A 20452-nucleotide genomic window follows, 5' to 3' on the forward strand; every position below is an offset into this window, starting at 1 on the left:
CTGTTCGTCAGCCGCCCGTCACGCCGCCAGCCACGCTGCCGGTCGCACTGCCCGTCGCACTGCCCGTCGCACTGCCGCTGGCACTGCCGGTCGCACCGACCGGCGGGCTCGCTGCCGCGACGGCCGAGAGCGCTCCGCGGCGGAGCGGGATCTTCCATAGCTCCCAGAGCAGGAGCAGCGCCACGGCGGGCACCAGGGCCCAGGCGAACTGGGTCATGGAGATCTGCGTGGTGCCCAGCAGTCGGCGGAACACCTCCAGCTGGGTGGTCATGACCGCGAGGGCGAGCTCACCCAGGGCGGCCCAGTTCATCTGCTTGCTGTCGAAGCTGGTGGTGCTCAGGGCGGTGGCGGTCTCGCTGCGGCACTCGAACGCGGCCACGATGAGGCACAGTGCGAACGACGTGAACGCGATCGACTGCCCGACCTCGAGGCTGCCGAAGTGTGTAGTGCCCCACTGGATCAGGGTCAGCAGGCCGATGGTGATGAGGAGCCCGGCGAGGCCGACGGTGACCACCAGACGGCGGGTCAGCACCGACTGCCCGCGGGGCAGGGGGTGCCGCGCCATGAGGCCGGGGGTCTCGAGGTCGAAGCCCAGGGCGAAGCCGAACGCGGCGTTGACGAAGAAGTGGACCCACAGCACCTGGGCCGGCGTGAACGGCTCGCCGCTGGCGATGTTGAACAGCGTCGCGCCGAGGAAGGTCAGCACGAAGGTGACCAGCAGGATGAGGACGAAGCGGATGTACTTCGCGAGGTTGTCGTAGATCTTCCGCCCCTGCTCGACGGCGAAGACGATGGTCGCGAAGTCGTCGTCGGTGAGGATCATCCGGCCGGCGTTCTTGGCCACGTCGGTCCCGCTGCCCATGGCGATGCCGATGTCGGCGGCCTTGATCGCGGGCGCGTCGTTGACGCCGTCGCCGGTCATGGCGACCACTTCGCCCCTGGCCTTGAGGGTGTTGGCCAGGAGCACCTTGTGCTCGGGCGCGACCCGGCCCACCACGCCGATCGTCTCGATCCGCTCCAGCCGCTCGGCCTCGCTCAGCGCCGCGAAGTCCGCCCCGAGGACCGCCTCGCCGGGGATGCCGAGCTGCGTGGCGATGGCGGCGCCGGTGGTGACGTCGTCCCCGGTCACCATCCGCACCCGGATGTGGGCGGACTGGGCGGCCGCGACGGCCGCCTTGGACTGCTCGCGCGGAGGGTCGACCATGCCCACCAGGCTGGTCACCTGCAGCTGCTCGACGTAGCCGAGCAGGTCGCCGTCCTTGTCGAACGTGGCCGGGTCGAGGTCGCGGGTGGCAGCTGCCATGACCCGCCGTCCCGCGCGCTCCATCCGCTCCATGTGCTCGACCGCCGCCTTGCCGAGCGTGGCGTCCCACGGCACGGTCCGCCCGCCGGACAGGGCGGTCGCCGCCCGGGAGAGCACCGCCGGGGCGGCTCCCTTGACGAAGCAGCGGACGACCTCGCGGCCGTCGGCGTCGCGGGCCTGGTTGAACGTGGCCATGAGCTTGTATCCCGGGTCGAACGGGAGGGCGGCCAGGCGCGGCAGCCGCTCGTGGCTGGCCTCGATGTCCAGCCCGGCCTTGTGCCCGAGGACGAGCAGGGCGCCCTCGGTCGGGTCACCCACGACCTTGCCCTCGACGAGCCGGGCGTCGTTGGCGATGACGTAGGGCAGGACGGCCGCCTCGATCGTGTCCGAGGCCCCGGCGGCGTGGTGGATGCTGCCCTCGAGGCCGTAGCCGGTGCCGGTGACGGTGTAGCGGTCGGTGGGGTCGACCACCTCGACGGCCGTCATCTGGTTCATCGTCAGGGTGCCGGTCTTGTCGGAGTTGATCGCCGAGGTGTAGCCGAGGGTCTCCACCGAGGGCAGGTCCTTGACGATGGCGTGGCGCTTGGCCAGGTCGATGCTGCCCAGGGAGAGGATCACCTGGGTGACCGTCGGCAGCGCCTCCGGGATCGCGGCGATGGCCAGGGAGATGGCGGCGACGAACAGTGCGTCCCAGGCGTCCCCGCGCGCCCGCCCGAGGACGAACATCACGACCATCGTGAGCCCGGCGGCCGCGGCGATCCACAGGGTCAGCCGGTTCAGCTCGCGGGTCAGCGGTGACTGCTCGGCCTCCGTGGCCGAGAGCATCCCGGAGATCTTGCCCAGCTCGGTGTCCGCGCCGGTCCCGGTCACCACGACCGTGCCGCTGCCGTGGGTGACCGGCGTGTTCATGAACGCCATGTTCGACTGCTCGCCCGGGCTCAGGTCGTGGCCCGTGAGCACGGTCGCGTCCTTGGCCGACGGCACGCTCTCGCCGGTCAGGGCGGACTCGTCGATCTGCAGGGCGCTGGACTCGACGATGCGCCCGTCCGCGGGCACCTGGTCGCCGGCCGCGAGCAGGACCACGTCCCCGACGACCAGCTCCTCGGCCGGGACCTCGGCGTCCTGGCCGTCGCGGCGAACCCGTGCCGTGGCCTTCATCATCGACTTCAGCGCGTTCATCGCGCTCTCGGCCTTGCCCTCCTGGCGCAGCCCGCCTATCGCGTTGACGAGGGTGAGGACGATGAGCAGGACCCCGGTGCTCCACTCCTGGATGAGCAGGGAGACCGCGGCCGCGGCCAGCAGGATGATCTGCATGTAGCTGCGGTACTGCGCCAGGAACCGGCGCCAGCGCGGCTCGGGGGCCTCCTCCGGCAGGGCGTTGGGGCCGTGCTCGCCCAGCAGCTGCCGGGCGGTCGCCGCGGTGAGACCGGTCGCAGGGTCGACGTGGAGGGCGGCGGCAACCTCCTCGGCGGGCCGGGCGTACCACGGCGCCCCGGTGGGCGAGGTCGGCGCACCGGTCCTGGCGTCAACGGTCATCGAGGCCACCTCCTCGTTCGGGTACCGGGCCCCGCCCCGGCCCCGGTGCGTGACCGGGACCCGGGCGGGACCCGGCACGCCCTGCCCTGTCAGTGTGCGGACGCCGCGCCGAACGCTGCTCACCCTGCGCGGATGAGGTCAGCGCGCGGCCACGCGACGGACGATGAGGAGTTCCCACCCGTTCACTCCAGGGAGGTCGAGGTGGCACAGCACTCAGCCGCGCAGGGCCGGCCACAGGCACCGAGCAGGAAGCCGGCGCCGAGCCAGCACCAGGCGCAGGACCAGCCACGGGCCGGGACCGAGGGACGGTCCAGCGGTGAGCTGGCCGTCGCCCGGTCCGCCATCGCGCGCGACGTGAGGCTGGTCGAGGGGTTCTATGACTCCAGTCAGGAGTGGCGGCGGCTCTTCAGCGAGCTGCTCGGCACCTTCCTCCTCGTCCTCGTCGCGGCCGGCGGCGGCGTGGTCAACGCGGTCAGCCACGGCCAGATCTCGCGCACCGCAGCGGTGATCGCGCCCGGGATGATGGTGCTGGCCATGATCCTGTTCATGGGCGCCGTCGGCGGGGCACACCTCAACCCCGTGGTCTCCCTGGGGTTCGCGCTGCGGCGCGACTTCCCGTGGGGTCGCATACCGGGATACGTCGCGGCCCAGCTCGCCGGGGCGACCATCGCCTGCCTGGTGCTGCGGGCGATGTTCGGCAACGTCGGCCAGCTCGGGGCCACCGTGCCCGGGCCCGGCATCAGCACCCTCACGGCGACGATCATCGAGGCGTTGCTGACCTTCGGCCTGCTCAGCACGATCCTGGGCACCGCCTCGGGCGCGCAGAACGTCGGGACGATGTCCGCGGTCGGGGTCGGCTCCTACATCGCGCTCGCCGGCCTGTGGGCCAGCCCGATCAGCGGCGCCTCGATGAACCCGGCGCGCTCCTTCGGCCCCGCGCTGGTGGGCGGGACCTGGACCTCGTTCTGGGCCTACGTGGTGGGACCGCTGGTCGGGGCCCTCCTCGCCGCCGGAGCCGGGTGGCTGCTACGCGGCGCCGGGGGCGACGAGTCCGCCCGGCGGGCGGCGCAGGGCGCCTGACCGACCACCGGGTATGCCGGGTGGTCGCCGGCGGCTGCGGCGGCCGGCAGGCACTCGCGGCCACCTGGCAGGCCGCCGCGGCCACCCGGCACACGGGGGACCGGTTCGTGCCTGCGCCCGTCCCTGCCTGCGTCACGGCGTGACGCGGCGCGTCACGCCTTCGGGGTGACCTGACCGCGCAGCAGCCCACCGGAGGCAGCCATGACGACCACCACCCGACCCGCCCAGCCTTCGCCGCACGTGGCACTTCGCCCGGCCGTGCCCGAGCGGACCCGCGCACTCGCGGACCAGCTGATCGCCTTCCTCGAGACGGGGCAGGCGCCGCAGGGCCTGTTCGCCCCGGGTGTCTTCTGCGACTTCACCATGCCGCGCTGGCGGCTGCAGGCCTCGGGCGTGCCGGACGTCGTCGCCCTGCGCATGGCCGGTCACCCGAGCCCCGGGCGGGTGCCGCGCCACCGGCTGGACCCCACGCCGACCGGCTTCGTGCTCGAGGTCGAGGAGCGCTGGGAGGACGGTGGCGAGCAGTGGTACTGCCGGGAGCTGTTCCGCGCCGACGCCGGCCCCGACGGCATCACGGCCCTGTCGGTCTACTGTACCGGCGACTGGGACCGCGCCCGGGTCGCCGAGCACGCCGCCGCGGTGAGGCTCATCCGTCCCTGAGTCGCCCGGGCCCGACCTACACTCGGGCTCGTGAGCGGCTCCGCGCCCGACCCGCAGGGGCAGGTCCGGGCCGGGCCCGAGCAGGCCGCGGCCCGCGCCGAGCACGTGCAGACCTTCGAGCGGGCCCGGGCCGCCGGCGACGTCGAGGCCATGGGGGCGGCCGCGCTGGCCCTGGCCGCCACCTACCCCTTCGGCACGGTGCACGGACGGGTGCCGGCCTTCCTGCACGAGGCGTGGTCGATGGCGCAGGGCGAGCAGCGCGCGCGGCTCGCGGTGGCGCTGGCCCGGACCTGGGCCTACGCCGGCGACCCCAAGAGGGCCGACGCCTTCGCCGCAGAGGCCCTCCAGACGGCGCAGACCCGGTCCGACCCGGCGCTGCTGGCCCAGGCGCTCGACGCCCAGCTGCTCGTGCACTGGGGCCCGGACGACTTGGTCGAGCGGCTGCGCATCACCGCCCGGCTGGAGGACACCGTCGCGCACCTGACCGACGTCGAGACCCGGCTCACGGCCCACCTGTGGCGGCTGACCACCGCCCTGGAGGGCCTGGACCTGCCCACGGTCCGGCGGCAGCTGCGGGCGCTGGCCCAGCTGGCCGAGGAGACCGGGTCGGCGCGGGTGCGCTTCTTCGCCGCATCCCGCCGGGCGATGGTGCTGCTGATGGCCGGCGACCTCGCCGGCGTCCGCCGGGAGATGGCCGAGACGGTGGCCGCCGGGACGGCGGCCGGTGAGGTGGACACCTACGCCCTGGAGCGCACCCTCTCCGCCGGGGTGGCCCGGCAGTCCGGCGACACGGGAGCCCTGGCCCGGGAAGCGCAGGCCTACGAGGAGTTCGGCACCCGCGAGTCGGTCACGTCGGTCGCGGCACAGGGCGCGGTGCTCTGGGTCGCGGCGGATGACCCAGAGCGCGCCCGGCGGCTCCTGCACCAGCTCGCGGGGGCGGAACTGGCCGGCATCGCGCGGGACGTCGACTGGCTCCTCACCGTCACCTCGCTGGCCGAGGTCGCCGTCGCGCTGGGGGAGTCGGGCCTGACGGCGACGGCGGTGGCGCTGCTCGAGCCGTGTGCCGGGCGGGGAGTCGTCAACGCCGGCGGGGTCGAGTTCGCCGGGGTGGTCGAGGACTACCTCGCGCGCGGGTGCCACCTGCTGGGCCGCGACGAGGAGGCACGGGCGTGGGCCGACCGGGCGGCGCAGGCCTACCGGCGGATGGGCGCGACATGGTGGCTTCGCCGGGTGCAGGCGCTCGTGGAGCCGGCGGCCCGGGCCGGGGAGACGGGCACCTCCGGGGCTGCGACGCCCTCGACAGGCGGCGGCTCCGCGGTGGTGGGGGCGGTGATGGGGGTGCCGTCGTCGGCGGGCGGGTCGACGCCGGTGGTCACCCCGGTGGTCAGCCCCGTGGTGGCGCACCTGCGGCCGGACGGGCACGGGCTGTGGTGGGTCGGCCGGGACGGGGCGCTGAGCGCCATCCGGGACCTGAAGGGTCTGCACTACCTGCGCCACCTGCTCGCCCGGCCCGGCGTGGACGTCCCGGCTCTGGAGCTGTCCGACGCGGTCGCCGGCCACCCAGGAGCCGGCGTGGCCCAGCCGGACACCGGGGAGCTGCTCGACCGCAAGGCCCTGGCGGACTACCGCCGCCGGCTGGTCGAGCTCGAGGAGGAGCTCGACGAGGCGCACGCGTGGTCCGACGAGGGCCGGCTCGCCCGGCTGGGAGCGGAGCGTGAGGCCCTGCTCGCCGAGCTGCGGGGCGCGACCGGGCTCGGTGGCCGGGTGCGCACCTCGGGCGCGACGCAGGAGCGGGCCCGGGTGGCGGTGCGCAAGGCTGTGGCCAAGGCGATCCGGCAGGTGGCGGACGTCGACGGCCCGCTGGGCCGGCTCCTCAGCGACACGGTCAGCACCGGCGGGACCTGCCGCTACGAGCCGGACCCGGGCCGTCCGACGCGGTGGGAGCTGGGCTGAGGGCGGCCGCGTGGCTGCCACCGGGCACACCGACATGGGCCGTGGGGGCGGGTCCGGTCAACCGGGACGCGCGCGTGCGGCCGATCCCTCCCGCGCCGGCTAGCCGGCTATCCGGTCATCCGGTCATCCGGGCTCGACGGCTCTCGCGGCGCCGACGCACCCGGTGCACCAGCGCCTGCGGGATGCTGAGGACGACTGCGGCCCCGGTCAGGAGGCACATCAGCGCGAACATCACACCTATGGGAGCGAGAAAGACCACACCTGCAAGCTTCACCGGGACCACCTTGCCTCCGACGGGAGACCAGCCTCGCGTGCCGCGCGGCGCGTGACTTCGTCCGCGCGGGGTGAATGTCCCGGCCCGCCCGCGGGTGGGCCGGGTGATCTTCGGTGAGGCTGCGCGCGGACCGGCTGCGCGGCATACCGATGGAGTCGTCGACGCGGCTGCATCTTCCGCCGCCTCCGGAGCCGGTTTAGAGTCCGGACAAGGGGTCCGGCACGGTCGTGGAAGGGGTGCTCGATGGCGATGCCAACCGAAACCGAGCAGGTGGAGCTCGAGGCCCGGCGCGCGGAGCTTCGGGAGAAGTACCTCAAGCCGGCGGGCGAGCGTGGCGAGAGCACGGCGCGCGGGATCCACCACGCGGTGCTGATCTGCTCCGACGTCGAGCAGACCATCCAGTTCTACCAGGGGCTGCTCGGCTTCCCGCTGGTCGAGCTCGTGGAGAACCGCGACTACCAGGGGTCTTCGCACTTCTTCTTCGACCTGGGCAACCGCACCCTGCTGGGCTTCTTCGACTTCCCGGGCCTGGGCCTCGAGCCGGGCAAGGAGTCGATCGGCAGCGTCCAGCACATCGCGATCTCGGCCTCCCGCGAGAAGTGGGAGCAGGTGCGCGACCGGCTCGACGCGGCCGGTGTCACCTACCTCGGGCCGGACCGCGGCATCGAGGAGTCGATGTACTTCAAGGACCCGGACGGGATCCAGATCGAGCTGCTCAGCGACCCGCTGATGTACTTCGGCGGTCACCAGCTCGACGAGTAGCCGCCGCGGGTGTTCCACCGAGGAAGGTGAGCGCGATGAGCGAGTGGAACCCCATGACCTACGAGGGCAAGGACACCATCCTGCGGGTGGTGCGCCACGAGGCGGAGCAGTTCTTCGCCATGGCGGAGCAGCCGGCAGCGTGGGAGGCGCCCACCGCCTGTGAGGGCTGGACGGTGCGGGACCTCGTCGCCCACATCGTCGACACCACGGAGGGCTACTTCCGGGCGTTCGACGCGGCCCGCGGTGCCGGGGAGGTCGCCGAGCCCTACGGCGTGGCGGCGATGCACGAGAAGGTCAACGAGTTCGCCACCGCGTTCCGCGGGGTGCCGCAGGCCGAGATGATGCAGCGGCTGCGCGACGACTTCCACAAGATGCAGGAGATCCTCCAGGCGATCGGCCCCGACGACTGGGCGGGCCTGACGGTCACCCACCCCTACATGGGGCCGGTCCCGGCGTTCTTCTACGCCGCCGGCCAGCTGATGGACTACGGCGTGCACTCCTGGGACATCCGTGAGGGTGCCGGCCGGCACCACGCCCTGTCCGGGGACGCCGCAGACCTGTTGGTGCCGTTCATGTTCTGGATCTGGCAGGGCACGGTGAAGGCCGGGGCGGTCACCGAGCCGTTCAGCATCGGCGTGCGGATCGGTGGCCGCAACGGTGGTGACTTCCGGCTCTCCTTCGGCCCGGACGGCATGGCCTACGAGCTCGGTGAGATCGAGAGCCTGCCGGCCTACCTCGAGCTCGACGCGAGCAGCATGGTGCTGGTCACCTACGGGCGCTGCAACTGCGGCACGGCCCGGGGCGACATGGCCGTGGTCGAGCGGTTCCTCAACCTGTTCTTCCCGATCTAGCTGTTCTTCGGGATCCAGCCACGGACCTGCTCCACGCGGGGCCCGATCCGGCTGGGCTCCTGTCGGGTTGGGTTCCTGTCCGGCTGGGTTCCTGTCGAGCGGGGTCCCGTTCGGGCTGCGTCCCGGTCCCCGCCGTCTCGTCCCTCAGTCGCCGGGGCGGACGCCCATCCGGCGGACCAGGGCCTTGGCGTCGCCGACCGGGCCGAGGTGCGCGAGCTTGTCGGGGTTGACGACTGCGCGGACGCCGGCGACCTGACCGTCGATGACGTCGAGGGCCCAGACGGCGAGCAGCCTCCCCTCGACGAGGAACATCGCGCCCGGGTCGCCGTTGACCTCGGCGAGCCGGATCTCCATCTCCGGCAGCCGTCGCAGGGCGCGAAGCCAGTTCGTCAGGGTGTGGGCGACGCGGCTGCGGCCCTGCTGCGAGCGGGCCAGCGAGGGAGCCTTGCCACCGCCGTCGCCGACGAGCACCACGTCGTGCGCGAGCAGTGCTTCGAGCCCGGCCAGGTCGCCGCTGCGAGCCGCGGCGAAGAAGCGTTGCGCCAGCTCGTCGCGCCGTTCGCTCGTCGTGCTGAACCGGGGCCGGCGTTCCTCGACGTGGCGGCGGGCGCGGACCGCGAGCTGGCGCACGTTCGCCTCGTTCTTGCCGACGATGTCGGTGATCTCGCCGTACCCGTAGCCGAACACGTCGTGCAGCAACAGGACCGCACGCTGCTCGGGGGAGAGGCTCTCGAGCACCACGAGCAGCGCAAGGGACAGGGAGTCGGCGGTGACCGCATGCTCCGCCGGGTCGTCGCGCCCGTCCGTGATCACAGGCTCCGGCAGCCACTCGCCCACATACCGCTCGCGCCGCACCCGCGCCGACCGCAGCTCGTCCATCGCCAACCGGGTGGTCACGGTCGCGGTGAACGCCCGTGGCGACGCGATCCGCTCGCCGGACTCGAGCGAACGGTGCACGCGCAGCAGCGCCTCCTGCACCACGTCCTCCGCCTCGGTGACGCTGCCGAGCATCCGGTAGGCGATGCCGAAGGCCACCGGCCGCAGCTCGGCCAGCAGCTCCTCGTGGGGGACCGCCCCTGCCGCACCGCCCGACCCGGCCGCCGGCGGTGCGGAGCCGGCGCCAGAGCCAGCGCCAGAGCCGCCACCGGTGCCGACGCGCGACCCCAAGGCGCCGCCGGCGGCAGGCGCATCGGTCATGCGGCCCCCGCCCGAGCCGACTCGCCGGCGACCAGCTCGTGGAAGCCGTCGCGCCAGGTCGCGTGCCGCGGCGTCCAGCCGAGCTCGCGCTTCGCCTTCGCGTTGGACGCGCCGCGCAGCTCGGTCATCATCACGACGCCAGTCTCCCCGGCGAGCAGCCGCGCCAGCCAGACCGGCACGCGCATCGGCTTCTTCGCGCCGAGCGCCTCCGCGAGGTACGGCAGCCAGTCGGCCACGCGCGCCGGCTCGTCGTCGACGACGTTGTAGGCGCCCGGCGCGCCGCCCTCCAGCGCTGCCACCGTCGCCTCGGCCGCGTCGGCGATGTGGATGAACGACCACACGCCACCACCGTCCCCGACCAGTGGCATCTTGCGGCGCCGCACCGCCTCCGTCTGCTCGCCATCAGGCCCCAGCGAAGTGTGCGGGCCGTAGAACCCGCCGTACCGCAGCACGAGGCCCTCGGTCCACGTCGCGCCCAGCACCGCCTCCTCGACGTGCTTGATCGCCGCGACGGTCTGGTCCATCCCGGGCGGCGCGGCCGCCCCGAACGAGTCTTCCTCCGACTTCACCGTGTCACCGGTCCGGTCGTAGCCCGCAAAGAAGCTCTGCGCCACGAACCGCTTCACCCCGACGGCCTGGGCCGCCGAGAGCAGGTGGTCAGTGCCCTCGGTCCGCAGCCGGTTGGTCGCCGCGAACGCCCGGTCGAAGTGCCGCAGGTCCATCGGACCGATCGCAGTCAGCTGGTGGATGACCGCGTCCGGCTGCGCCGCGGCCACCGCTGCGGCGACCTGCTCGGCGTCGAGCGCGTCGGCCATCACCGGCACCGCGCCGAGGTCGCGCAGCATCGCCTGCTTCGACTCGCTCCGTGTCATCGCGTGCACCTCGTGCCCGGCCTGCACCAGCCGCGGCACCAGCTGCCGTCCCATCGCCCCGGTCGCGCCTGCCACGAACACCTTCATCGTCCGCCCCTTCCGTCGGATCCCTGCCTACACCCATCCAGACGAGAGAGCACTCGGTCCTGTGACACCTGCGGAGCAGGAACCTTCCGGGACGCTGCTCGAGGAGACGATGTGGCGGCCCGGGAGGCCGGGGCCCCGCCTAGGTGCCCGGGCAGCTCTGGGCGATCGCAGCCACCAGCGCGGTGGTCGAGGAGGCCACCTGCGACAGGGCGCCGGAGATCCGCGGCCCCGCCGCCGGAAGCGTCCGGACGGTCACCCCTTTGGTGGCCGTCTCCAGCTGGGTGAACGCGGTCCTGACCCGGGCGACGGCGGGCTCCAGCGCGGCCGACGCCGACTTCTCGGCCTTGTCCAGGTTGGCCTTGACGTTGTCGATCGCAGCGCGCACGGCGGTGAGGCCGTCCTGGAGGGGGTTCACCGTGGTCAGGGCCTGGAGGGAGGCCTTCAGCGCCGCGGCGTCGGCACACGCCGCCGCGGTCGCCCCGGTCGGGGTGGCTGCCGACGCACCGCCGGAGGACGCCGTGCTCGTCGGCGTGGGCGAGCCGGACTGACCGTTCGTGGAGGCCGAGCTGCAGGCTGTCACGAGGGTCAGCAGCGCCATCACGAGAGCGGCGACGAGCGCACCGGGGACGGCGCGCGCTGTTCGGGCTTGACGCATGGGCCCTCCTCGCAGGCTCGCCGATGGCCAGGGCCGGTGCCCGGGCCACGGCTCCCACGAACCTAGCCAGCCGCGCATACCGGCGGCATCGTCCGCCTCGGAGGATCCGGCGGTGGCTCGCCGGACGTCGCGGGGCCGGTCAGCCGCCGACGTAGGCCGCGAGGTGCTTGCCCGTGAGGGTGGAGCGGGCGGCGACGAGGTCCGCAGGTGTGCCCTCGAAGACGATGGTGCCGCCGTCGTGGCCGGCGCCGGGCCCGAGGTCGATGATCCAGTCGGCGTGCGCCATCACCGCCTGGTGGTGCTCGATGACGATCACCGACTTGCCGGAGTCGACGAGCCGGTCGAGCAGGCCGAGCAGCTGCTCGACGTCGGCGAGGTGCAGCCCGGTCGTCGGCTCGTCGAGGACGTAGACATCGCCCTTGCCGGCCATCTGGGTGGCCAGCTTGATCCGCTGCCGCTCGCCGCCGGAGAGGGTGGTCAGCGGCTGCCCGAGGGTGAGGTAGCCCAGGCCCACGTCCGCGAGCCGGGACAGGATCGTCTGCGCGGCAGGCAGCTTGGCCTCGCCGCCGCCGAAGAACGCCTCCGCCTCCACCACCGACATCGCGAGCACCTCGCTGATGTCGCGGCCGCCGAGGCGGTACTCCAGCACCGAGGCCTGGAACCGCTTGCCTTCGCACTCCTCGCAGGTGGTGGCGACGGCGGCCATCGTTGCCAGGTCGGTGTAGATGACGCCGTTGCCGTTGCAGGTGGGGCAGGCGCCCTCGGAGTTGGCGCTGAACAGTGCGGGCTTGACGCCGTTGGCCTTGGCGAACGCCTTGCGGATCGGCTCGAGCAGGCCGGTGTAGGTCGCCGGGTTGCTGCGCCGGGACCCCCTGATCGCCCCCTGGTCGACGGTGACCACGCCGTCCCGCCCGGACACCGATCCGGTGACCAGCGAGCTCTTGCCCGAGCCGGCGACCCCGGTCAGGACGACCAGCACACCGAGCGGGATGTCGACGTCGACGTCCTTGAGGTTGTGCGTGGTGGCGCCGCGGACCTCCAGCGCGCCCTTCGAGGTGCGGGCGGTGGCCTTGATCGACGTCCGGTCGTCCAGGTGCTTTCCGGTGGTCGTGCCGCTGGCCCGCAGCCCCTCCAGGCTGCCCTCGAAGACGACCTCGCCGCCGTCGGTGCCGGCGCCCGGGCCCAGGTCGACGAGGTGGTCGGCGATCGCCATCACCTCCGGCTTGTGCTCGACGACCAGCACGGTGTTGCCCTTGTCGCGCAGCTGGAGCAGCAGGCCGTTCATCCGCGCGATGTCGTGCGGGTGCAGGCCGATGCTCGGCTCGTCGAAGACGTACGTGACGTCGGTGAGCGAGGAGCCGAGGTGGCGGATCATCCTGGTGCGCTGCGCCTCGCCGCCGGAGAGCGTGCCCGCGGGGCGGTCGAGGGAGAGGTAGCCGAGCCCGATCTCGGCGAAGGAGTCGAGCAGGTGCTGCAGCCCGGCGAGCAGCGGGGCCACACCGGGCTTGTCGAGGTCGCGGACCCAGGCGGCGAGGTCGCTGATCTGCATCGAGCAGACCTCGGCGATGTTCTTCCCGGCGATCCTCGAGGACCGTGCCTCCTGGCTGAGCCGGGTGCCCTCGCAGTCGGGGCAGGTCGTGAACGTGATCGCCCGGTCCACGAAGGCGCGGATGTGCGGCTGCAGCGCGTCGACGTCCTTGGACAGCATCGACTTCTGGATCTTGGGGATCAGGCCCTCGTAGGTGAGGTTGATCCCCTCGACCTTGATCTTCGTCGGCTCCTTGTGGAGCAGGTCGTGCAGCTCCTTCGTGGTGAACCGGCTGATCGGCTTGTCCGGGTCGAAGAAGCCGCAGCCACGGAAGATGCGGCCGTACCAGCCCTCCATGCTGTAGCCGGGGACCAGGAGCGCGCCCTCGTTGAGGGACAGGCTCTCGTCGTACAGGGCGGTCAGGTCGAAGTCGCTGACCGCGCCCATCCCCTCGCAGCGCGAGCACATGCCGCCCTGGTAGACCGCGTTGCGGACGACCGTCTTCTCCTCCCGGCCGCCCTTGTCGGTCCGCATCACCCCGCTCGCCACCCGGGTCGGCACGTTGAACGAGAACGCGGTGGGCGGCCCGATGTGCGGCGTTCCGATGCGGCTGAACAGGATGCGCAGCATCGCGTTCGCGTCGGTCGCGGTGCCGACCGTCGAGCGGGGGTTGGCGCCCATCCGCTCCTGGTCGACGATGATCGCGGTCGTCAGCCCGTCGAGGACGTCGACGTCGGGCCGGGCCAGCGAGGGCATGAAGCCCTGCACGAAGGAGCTGTAGGTCTCGTTGATCAGCCGCTGCGACTCGGCCGCGATGGTGGCGAAGACCAGCGAGCTCTTGCCCGAGCCGGAGACGCCGGTGAACACCGAGAGCCGCCGCTTGGGGAGCTCGACGTGGATGTCCTTGAGGTTGTTCACCCGGGCGCCGTGCACGCGGATCAGGTCGTGGCTGTCGGCCGCCGGCCGCGCCGGGACCGACTTCTCCGTACTCGCATCCGGGCTCATCGGGTCTCCCTCTGTCCTGCGGGCGCGCCTGCACGCTCCCGTCGGCATCGCCTGCCTCGATCCAACCACCCTGGAGCGGGTTGCCTGCCCGTTTTCAGCCCACTGCCCAGGGCTGCGGGTTCGGGCACCGCGCAGCGCGGGCCGGCACGTCAGGCCAGCCAGCGGCCGTCGCGCATCAGCTCGCGGTCGGCCAGCTCGTCCTCCTCGCGCCAGGCCTGGATCCGCCGAGGGGTGATGCGGAACCAGCGGTATGCCGTGGCCAGCTCGCGCGGGTCGAACCCGGTGCGCGCGGCGAACCGGTCGCCCCGCTCCCGCGGCAGCGCGTCCATCTCGAGGAGCTCGACGTCGCCCTCCACCATGGTCACGTCGCGGGTGGGCCCCAGCCCCAGGCGGACGGTGCGGGTGGTCGCCAGGTTGGTGCCGGTCGGGCTGTTCGTCGGAGTCGCCAGCAGCAGGGCCTCCCCGTCCCAGTCGAAGGACAGCGGCACCAGCCAGGGCGCCCCGTCGGGCGAGGCGCTGGCCACCCAGAGGTCGACGTCGTGGGCGAGCCGGTGCTCGGTGTCGCGACGGCGCTGGGCGCGCGGGCGGGGCGCGGCTGCCTCCCCAGCGGCGGCATCAGGTGTTGCACCAGGGGTCGCATCAGGGATCGCCACGATGGCCTCGCTCCCGACCGTCCTGATCTCCTCGGGGCCGGTCGGCTCGTAGGCCGTCGCCCGCCGGACGTCATCGGCGACGGCCTGCCCGATCGGCCGGCGCATCTCCTCGGCGAGGTGGCCGAGCAGGCCTGCGGTGCGCGCGAGCAGGGCGAACCCGCGCAGGATCCCGACCGGCAGGCCGATGTCGCACAGCGCCGCCCCGCACGCCCCGGCCCCGTTCAGCGGCAGCACCCGCCCGAGCACCTCGGGGTGCACCCGCCCTACTGCGGTGAACAGCTCCAGGTGTGGCCCGAGCTGCCCCTCCTCGGCTGCGATCCGCAGGAGCACCGAGGTCCGTGGGTCGCCCGCCTTGTGCTCGGGGTGGCCCAGGCCGGGCACGTAGCGCCCGGACCCCAGCTGCTCCCGTATGGCGGCCCGCGCCAGGTCGTCCCACGCCTGCACGCTGGTCGGGCGACCGACCCCCGTCGCGTCGTGTGCAGCCAGCGCCTCGCTGAGGAACCGGCCGGCGTCCTCGGTGACCCCGAGGTAGCGGGAGCCGCCGCCGAGCAGGCCCGCGGCCAGGGCGCCCTGGACCGACTCGGGGGCACCGGTCAGGGTGAGCCGCGCGGCGATCGCCGACGGCGTCAGGCCGTGGTCGGCGAGGGCGACGAGCACCGCCTCGAGCACCCGCAGCTCGCCGGGCGTCGGCCGGCGCAAGGTCACCAGCCAGTAGGCCAGCTCGGCGAAGCCGACCGAGCCCATGAGGTCCTGCGCGAGGTCCTGGCCGAGCAGCTGGATGGTGTCGGTGTCGGTGCTGCCGAGCGAGGTGGGGTAGCCGGTCATGGTGCGTCCCTGCTCTCGGAGGTCCGGTCGGTGTCCCGGTGGCCGGTGGTGCCGCCGGCCCCGGGAGGTGCGGAGGGGTCGTCCGGGCCGTTCGACGTCCGCGGCGGGCGGGGGAGAGGTGACTGCGCGTCATACTCCCCGGGCGGGTGACCGGCCGGGAGCCGGTGCCTGGCCACGCGGGCGGTGGGGGTGCGCGGAAGCGCGTCGACGGCCTGCCAGTAGCGCGGCACCTTGAATGCCGAGAGCCGCTGCGCCGTCCAGGCCCGGAGCTCCCCGAAGTCGAGGACCCGACCGGCGCGGGGGACGACGAACGCCTTGACCTCGTCCTCGGTCAGGTCCGAGGGGACCGCGGCCACCGCCACCTCCAGGACGTCGGGGTGGGTCAGGACCGCGTCCTCGACCTCGGCGGGGGAGAGGTTCTGCCCGCGACGGCGCAGCACCTCCTTGCGGCGCGCGACGAAGGTGCAGGTCCCGTCGGCGTTGGCGGTCACGAGGTCGCCGGTGTGCAGCCAGCCGTCGACCACGGTCGCGGCCGACTCCTCCGGCATCTGCCAGTAGCCGGGCGTCACGGCGGGGTTGCGCAGCAACAGCTCACCGGTGCCGCCCGGCTCGATGTCCCGGCCGTCGTCGTCGACGACGCGCGCTTGGTTGACCGTCCCGAGCCGGGGGTGCTGCCGCGGCGAGCCGAGCGTCCCGAACGGGCGGGTGCCGCGTGCCCAGACCAGGCCGTAGGGGGACTCGGACAGTCCGTAGCCGCAGACGACCCGCAGGCCGAAGCGCCGCTCGAACGCCTCCTGCCAGTCCCGCGTCGGTGACGGGCCGGTGTAGCACAGCCGCAGCGGGGTGTCGGCGTCGTCGGGGCGAGCCGGCTGGCGCATGAGGATCTCCAGCATCGCGCCGATGGCGTTGAACTCGGTCGCGCCGTGGCGCCGCGCGCTGTCGAGGAAGCCGCTGGCCGAGAACCGTGGCAGGAGAACGAGTCCCGCCCCGCAGGCCAGCGAGCCCAGGACCGAGTAGGCGGGCGCGTTCACGTGGAAGAGCGGCAGCGAGGTCATCAGCCGGTCCTCGCCGGTGAGCTCCATCCAGTGCGGGAAGCCCTCGCCGGCCATCGCGTAGGCGCGGTGGGTCTGCATGACCAGCTTGGAGCGCCCGGTCGTCCCCGACGTCGGGATGAGCACCGCCACGTCGTCGGGGCCGACGTTGGTCGGCAGCGGCGGGCCACCCACGTCCTCGGCGCGCCAGTCCGGGACGAGGCTGGTGACGTCCACGGTGGGCGGGGCAGGGGCGCCGGTGGTGGCCACGGCCTCCGAGACTGTGGCCCGCACCGCTGCGTCGGTGACGACCAGCCGCGGGCGGACCTGGGAGAGCAGCCCGGCCAGCTCGCCGGCCGTGGCCGCCGGGTCGGTGGCCACGGCGACCGCCCCGAGGCTGGTCACCGCGAGCCAGCACAGCAGGTATGCCGGGGTGCTCGCGGCGGTGAGGACCACCAGGTCCCCCCGACGGGCCCCGGCGTCGGCGAGCCGCTCCGCCGCCCGCGCCACCTGGTCCCGCGCCCCGGCGAAGGAGAGCGTGCCCTCGTCGGTGCGCAGCCAGGTGCCGGCCGGGTCGCGCCCGGCGGCGGCCGCCAGCAGGTCCGGGATGGTGTCGGGCACGGCCACCCCCGTCCGCTCTGGCGTGTGGCGTCGGCGTGTGGCGTCAGTGTCCGGCGGGGCTTCGGCGAGGGTCAAGGGACCGCCACGACCACGACGCTCTCGCCTCACGAGGCCGGACCCCGGACCACCCGTCCGCCTGCGGGGCCCCACGGTCAGGCGACTGTCAGGAAGGACCCAGTCGGCGCCAAGGCCCGTGCGCTTGAGTGGAGGTCAAGGGGAGGCCACCCATCCCGAGGCAGCCTCCCCGGCCCGGTCGGCGGAGCCCCGTCGGCCACCCGACGTCCCGGGGAGACCCCGTGCTCCGCCAGCTGTTCCACCGCCTCGTCCCGGACCCTGCCGGCCACCGTCCTCCGGCCGCGTGCCTCGACTGCCGCAACGGCGTGCACGCCGGGTGCTCGGGGTGGTGCGGGTGTGCGATGGATGACCACGGGGCAGGGCAGCGTGCCGAGCGGGGGGCCGGGCAGGCTGCCGAGCAGCGTGGGGATCTCGACCTGGGGCAGGACGCCGAGGGCGTGCCGACCCCGTCCGAGGGGTCGCGGGCCCAGGACCCGACGAGGTCGGCGGACGCCACCTTGTGACCGGCCGCCCTGGTCGAGCCCCGAGCCGCGGGGCGAGGGGTCAGCGCCGGTCGCGCCGGTCCTCTCGCCGATCCTGACGGTCGTCGCGGCGGTCGGCCCGCCGTCCGTGGGTGGCGACGACGGCGGCGCCGCCGATCACCGCGGCCCTGCGCATCCTCCTGCGTCCGATGGGCATGTCACTCGCCTTCTTCCTCGTCGGCCTGGCTGGCGGCCAGGAGCGCTTGTACCGGGATCCGGCCGTCGGCCACCAGTTGGCCGCCGGCACGGCGCATTGCGGAGGCAAAGGGTGCGGCCCACGTGTTCTCCCAGATCAGGCACGCGGCGGTGCTGCCCGGTTCGAGGTTGGCGGCGACCGCCTCCACGTCGTCCTCGCTGAGGAGCACGCCCAGGCCGGTCTCGAGGGCCCGGATCTCGCCGATCTCGCCCTCCTCGAGGTCCGCGACCTCGAAGGCCTCCATCGACCCGTCGGCGTCCTTCTTCAGCAGGAGCAGGTCCAGGACCCGGACCAGGCCGCGGTCGGTCAGGTCGTTGAGGGCGGGGGCGATCTCATGGTTGAACTTGCTGCCGGGGAATTCCACCACCAGCCAGTCGACGGGTCCCAGGGTGTTGATGTCCACAGTCATGTCCGGCGCTCCTGCTCCTGGTGTTGATGTCGCGCGTTGATGTCGCGCGGTGATGTCGCGAGGTGGTCTCGCGTCTGAACCACGGTGCGCCCCGGACCCGGCGCCGGGCATCACCCCGGGGGGCTGAACGGCGAAGCCGCCGGGGCGACGCACCCGGCCGCCGGGCGATCCTCGGCCCGGTTCTCACTCCTGCCGGGTGAGGCACGGCGCGGGCCCGGCGCAGAGGCTGGCGGGATGACTGATCCGGTAGTGGGGCCGGTGCCGGCCCCGATCACGTTCGGCCCCCAGGTCTGCGCCGACCTCGGGCAGGGCGGCGAACGGGAGTGGCTCCTCGCCGACGGGCTCGGCGGCTACGCCATGGGCACCGTCAGCGGCCTGCGCACGCGCCGCTACCACGGACTGCTGGCGGTCCCGACCGCGTTGCCCGTGCGGATGCTGGCGCTCGCGGCCCTGGACCCGGTCCTGCTGCTGCCGGGAGGCCCCGTCCCGCTCGGCGTGCACGAGTGGCGCGGCGGCGCGCTCTCTCCGCAGGGGCACCTGCTGCTGGAGTCCTTCGACCTCGACGACGGCGTGCCGCGCTGGCGGTGGCGGGTCGGCGAGACCGTGCTGCAGCGCGAGCTGGCGGTGCAGCACGGCGCCTCGTCCGTGGCGGTGGTCCACCGCCTGCTGGCCGGCCCGCCGGTCCGCATGGCGGTCGAGGCGCTGTGCACCTGGCGCGACAGCCACGGTGAGCGCACCGGCGACGGACCCCTCGGGCTGCGCCGGGTCGTCGACGGGTTCGAGCTGCCCGGCGCCTACCGGGTGCGTGGACCGGGCTACGAGCCGGACGGCACGTGGTACCGCGGCGTCCACGCCCGGGCCGAGGCCGACCGCGGGCTCAACCCCGAGGAGGACCTGTGGTGCGCGGGTCGGTTCGTCGCGGACCTGGCGCCCGGCGACACCCTCACGGTGGACGCGTGGGCGCCGGCGCAGGCGGACCCGCCCCCGCCCGCGGAGCTGGTGGTGCTGGAGGCACGTCGACGCTCCCGGGCCCTGGTCGGCCGCGCCGGGGTGGGCGACCCGGTGGGCGCCCGGCTGGTCCTGGCCGCCGACGCCTTCGTGGTGAGCTCCTCGGGGCACCCGGAGGTCATGGCCGGCTACCCGTGGTTCGGGGCGTGGTCGCGCGACACGATGACCTCCTACGAGGGGCTGTTCCTGGAGACCGGCCGGGCCGACGAGGGCGCGGCGCTGCTCGGTCACTACGCCTCCACCGTCTCGGAGGGGATGCTGGCCAACACCGCCGACACCGGGACGCTGGAGTACAACACCGCCGACGCGACCCTGTGGTTCGTGCACGCCCTGGCCCGGCACCTCGAGCGCGTCGGTGACGAGGACCTGGCCGTCGGGCTGTTGCCCGTGGTCGACGCGGTCATCGCCGCCCACCGCGCCGGCACCCGCTACGGCATCGCGGTCGACGCCGACGGCCTGCTGCGCCAGGGGGCGCCGGGCTTCGCGCTGACGTGGATGGACGCCCGGGTCAACGGACAGCCGGTCACCCAGCGGGCGGGCAAGGCCGTGGAGCTCAACGCGCTGTGGGTGCGCTGCCTGGCCGTGGCCGCCCGGCTGCGCCGCCTGGCCGGGCGCGGCGCGGACGACGTGCAGTCCCTCGAGCACCAGGCCCGGGCCTCCTTCGCGCGGCGCTTCCCGCGTGGTCATGGGGCCCTGTTCGACGTCGTCGACGGGCCCTCGGGCGACGACGCGGCGCTGCGCCCCAACATGCTGCTGGCCGTGTCCCTGCCGGACGCCCCGCTCGACGACCCCGCGGTGGTGCACGCCGTCGCCCCGCTGCTCACCCCGTTGGGGCTGCGCAGCCTCGCCCCCGCGGAGCCTCGCTACCGCGGTCGGCACCGCGGTGGGCCGGCCGAGCGTGACGGCGCCTACCACCAGGGGACGGTGTGGCCGTGGCTGCTCGGTCCCTACGTGACGGCGGCCCGGCGCACCGGGACGCCGGTGGGTGACCCGCTGGCCGGTCTGGCGCTGCACCTGGGCGAGTTCGGCGTGGGGTCGGTCTCCGAGACCGGCGACGGCGACGCGCCGCACGCCGGAACGGGCTGCCCGTTCCAGGCGTGGTCGGTGGCCGAGGCGCTGCGGGCCTGGCGGCTGGTGCACGACCCCGGTCGGGAGGCGACGACCCCGCAGGAATCGCCGCAGCCCCAGGACCGGCCCCAGGTCGAGCCCGCGGCCGAGGCCGCGTCGCGCTCGCTCCTCCGCAGCGGGTGACGCGCTCGCCGCGGCCGGCGGCGAGGCTCGTCGGCAGCAGGCAGCAGGCAGCAGGCAGCAGGCAGCAGGCAGCAGGCAGCAGGCAGCAGGTAGCAACGG

Annotated in this window: 14 protein-coding genes; 6 read left to right on the plus strand and 8 right to left on the minus strand. The window is 73.9% G+C overall.

The genetic code is table 11. The features are described from left to right. Positions 1 to 7 precede the first annotated feature (7 nt). Positions 8 to 2839, minus strand: coding sequence for a cation-translocating P-type ATPase (locus AC3ANM_RS00125; protein ID WP_488286108.1), 2832 nt, complete (start codon positions 2837 to 2839; stop codon positions 8 to 10). A gap of 201 nt (positions 2840 to 3040) precedes the next feature. Between AC3ANM_RS00125 and AC3ANM_RS00130 the strand changes: the two genes are divergently transcribed. The 5 genes from AC3ANM_RS00130 (at position 3041) to AC3ANM_RS00150 (ending at position 8419) form a co-directional block, all read left to right on the plus strand. Then, on the plus strand, positions 3041 to 3919 hold the full coding sequence (locus AC3ANM_RS00130; protein WP_488286109.1) for an MIP/aquaporin family protein: 879 nt from the start codon (positions 3041 to 3043) through the stop codon (positions 3917 to 3919). 201 nt (positions 3920 to 4120) lie between these two features. Then, entirely contained in the window at positions 4121 to 4579 is a 459-nt protein-coding gene (locus tag AC3ANM_RS00135; protein ID WP_488286110.1) for a hypothetical protein, read from the plus strand. Positions 4580 to 4609: 30 nt separating this feature from the next. Beyond that, complete coding sequence (locus AC3ANM_RS00140) at positions 4610 to 6532, plus strand: hypothetical protein (RefSeq protein ID WP_488286111.1); 1923 nt, start codon at positions 4610 to 4612, stop codon at positions 6530 to 6532. A 523-nt stretch (positions 6533 to 7055) separates the two neighbouring features. Further along, positions 7056 to 7568, plus strand: coding sequence for a VOC family protein (locus AC3ANM_RS00145; protein WP_488286112.1), 513 nt, complete (start codon positions 7056 to 7058; stop codon positions 7566 to 7568). A gap of 35 nt (positions 7569 to 7603) precedes the next feature. Beyond that, complete coding sequence (locus AC3ANM_RS00150) at positions 7604 to 8419, plus strand: maleylpyruvate isomerase family mycothiol-dependent enzyme (protein WP_488286113.1); 816 nt, start codon at positions 7604 to 7606, stop codon at positions 8417 to 8419. A gap of 144 nt (positions 8420 to 8563) precedes the next feature. Here the strand turns inward: AC3ANM_RS00150 and AC3ANM_RS00155 are convergent, their stop codons facing one another. The 7 genes from AC3ANM_RS00155 to AC3ANM_RS00185 all read right to left on the minus strand — a co-directional run bounded on the left by AC3ANM_RS00155 (position 8564) and on the right by AC3ANM_RS00185 (position 18094). After that, complete coding sequence (locus AC3ANM_RS00155; RefSeq protein ID WP_488286114.1) at positions 8564 to 9616, minus strand: RNA polymerase sigma-70 factor; 1053 nt, start codon at positions 9614 to 9616, stop codon at positions 8564 to 8566. Continuing rightward, entirely contained in the window at positions 9613 to 10575 is a 963-nt protein-coding gene (locus AC3ANM_RS00160; protein ID WP_488286115.1) for an NAD-dependent epimerase/dehydratase family protein, read from the minus strand. Before AC3ANM_RS00160 ends, AC3ANM_RS00155 begins: the two co-directional genes overlap by 4 nt. A 139-nt stretch (positions 10576 to 10714) precedes the next feature. After that, entirely contained in the window at positions 10715 to 11230 is a 516-nt protein-coding gene (locus tag AC3ANM_RS00165; protein ID WP_488286116.1) for a hypothetical protein, read from the minus strand. Between the two features lie 139 nt (positions 11231 to 11369). Next, positions 11370 to 13763 (minus strand): ATP-binding cassette domain-containing protein, encoded by a 2394-nt coding sequence (locus tag AC3ANM_RS00170; RefSeq protein ID WP_488286117.1) that lies wholly within the window; start codon positions 13761 to 13763, stop codon positions 11370 to 11372. Between the two features lie 149 nt (positions 13764 to 13912). Then, the gene (locus tag AC3ANM_RS00175; protein WP_488286118.1) at positions 13913 to 15241 is read right to left on the minus strand and encodes a citryl-CoA lyase; all 1329 of its coding nucleotides are present in this window, start codon (positions 15239 to 15241) and stop codon (positions 13913 to 13915) included. Further along, the gene (locus tag AC3ANM_RS00180; RefSeq protein ID WP_488286119.1) at positions 15238 to 16893 is read right to left on the minus strand and encodes an AMP-binding protein; all 1656 of its coding nucleotides are present in this window, start codon (positions 16891 to 16893) and stop codon (positions 15238 to 15240) included. Before AC3ANM_RS00180 ends, AC3ANM_RS00175 begins: the two co-directional genes overlap by 4 nt. Before the next feature lie 754 nt (positions 16894 to 17647). After that, entirely contained in the window at positions 17648 to 18094 is a 447-nt protein-coding gene (locus AC3ANM_RS00185) for a DUF6325 family protein (RefSeq protein WP_488286120.1), read from the minus strand. 234 nt (positions 18095 to 18328) lie between these two features. Between AC3ANM_RS00185 and AC3ANM_RS00190 the strand changes: the two genes are divergently transcribed. Further along, positions 18329 to 20353, plus strand: coding sequence for an amylo-alpha-1,6-glucosidase (locus AC3ANM_RS00190; RefSeq protein WP_488286121.1), 2025 nt, complete (start codon positions 18329 to 18331; stop codon positions 20351 to 20353). The last annotated feature ends 99 nt before the right edge of the window (positions 20354 to 20452 follow it).

The sequence above is a fragment of the Oryzihumus sp. JJN4-3R genome (genome assembly GCF_057747915.1).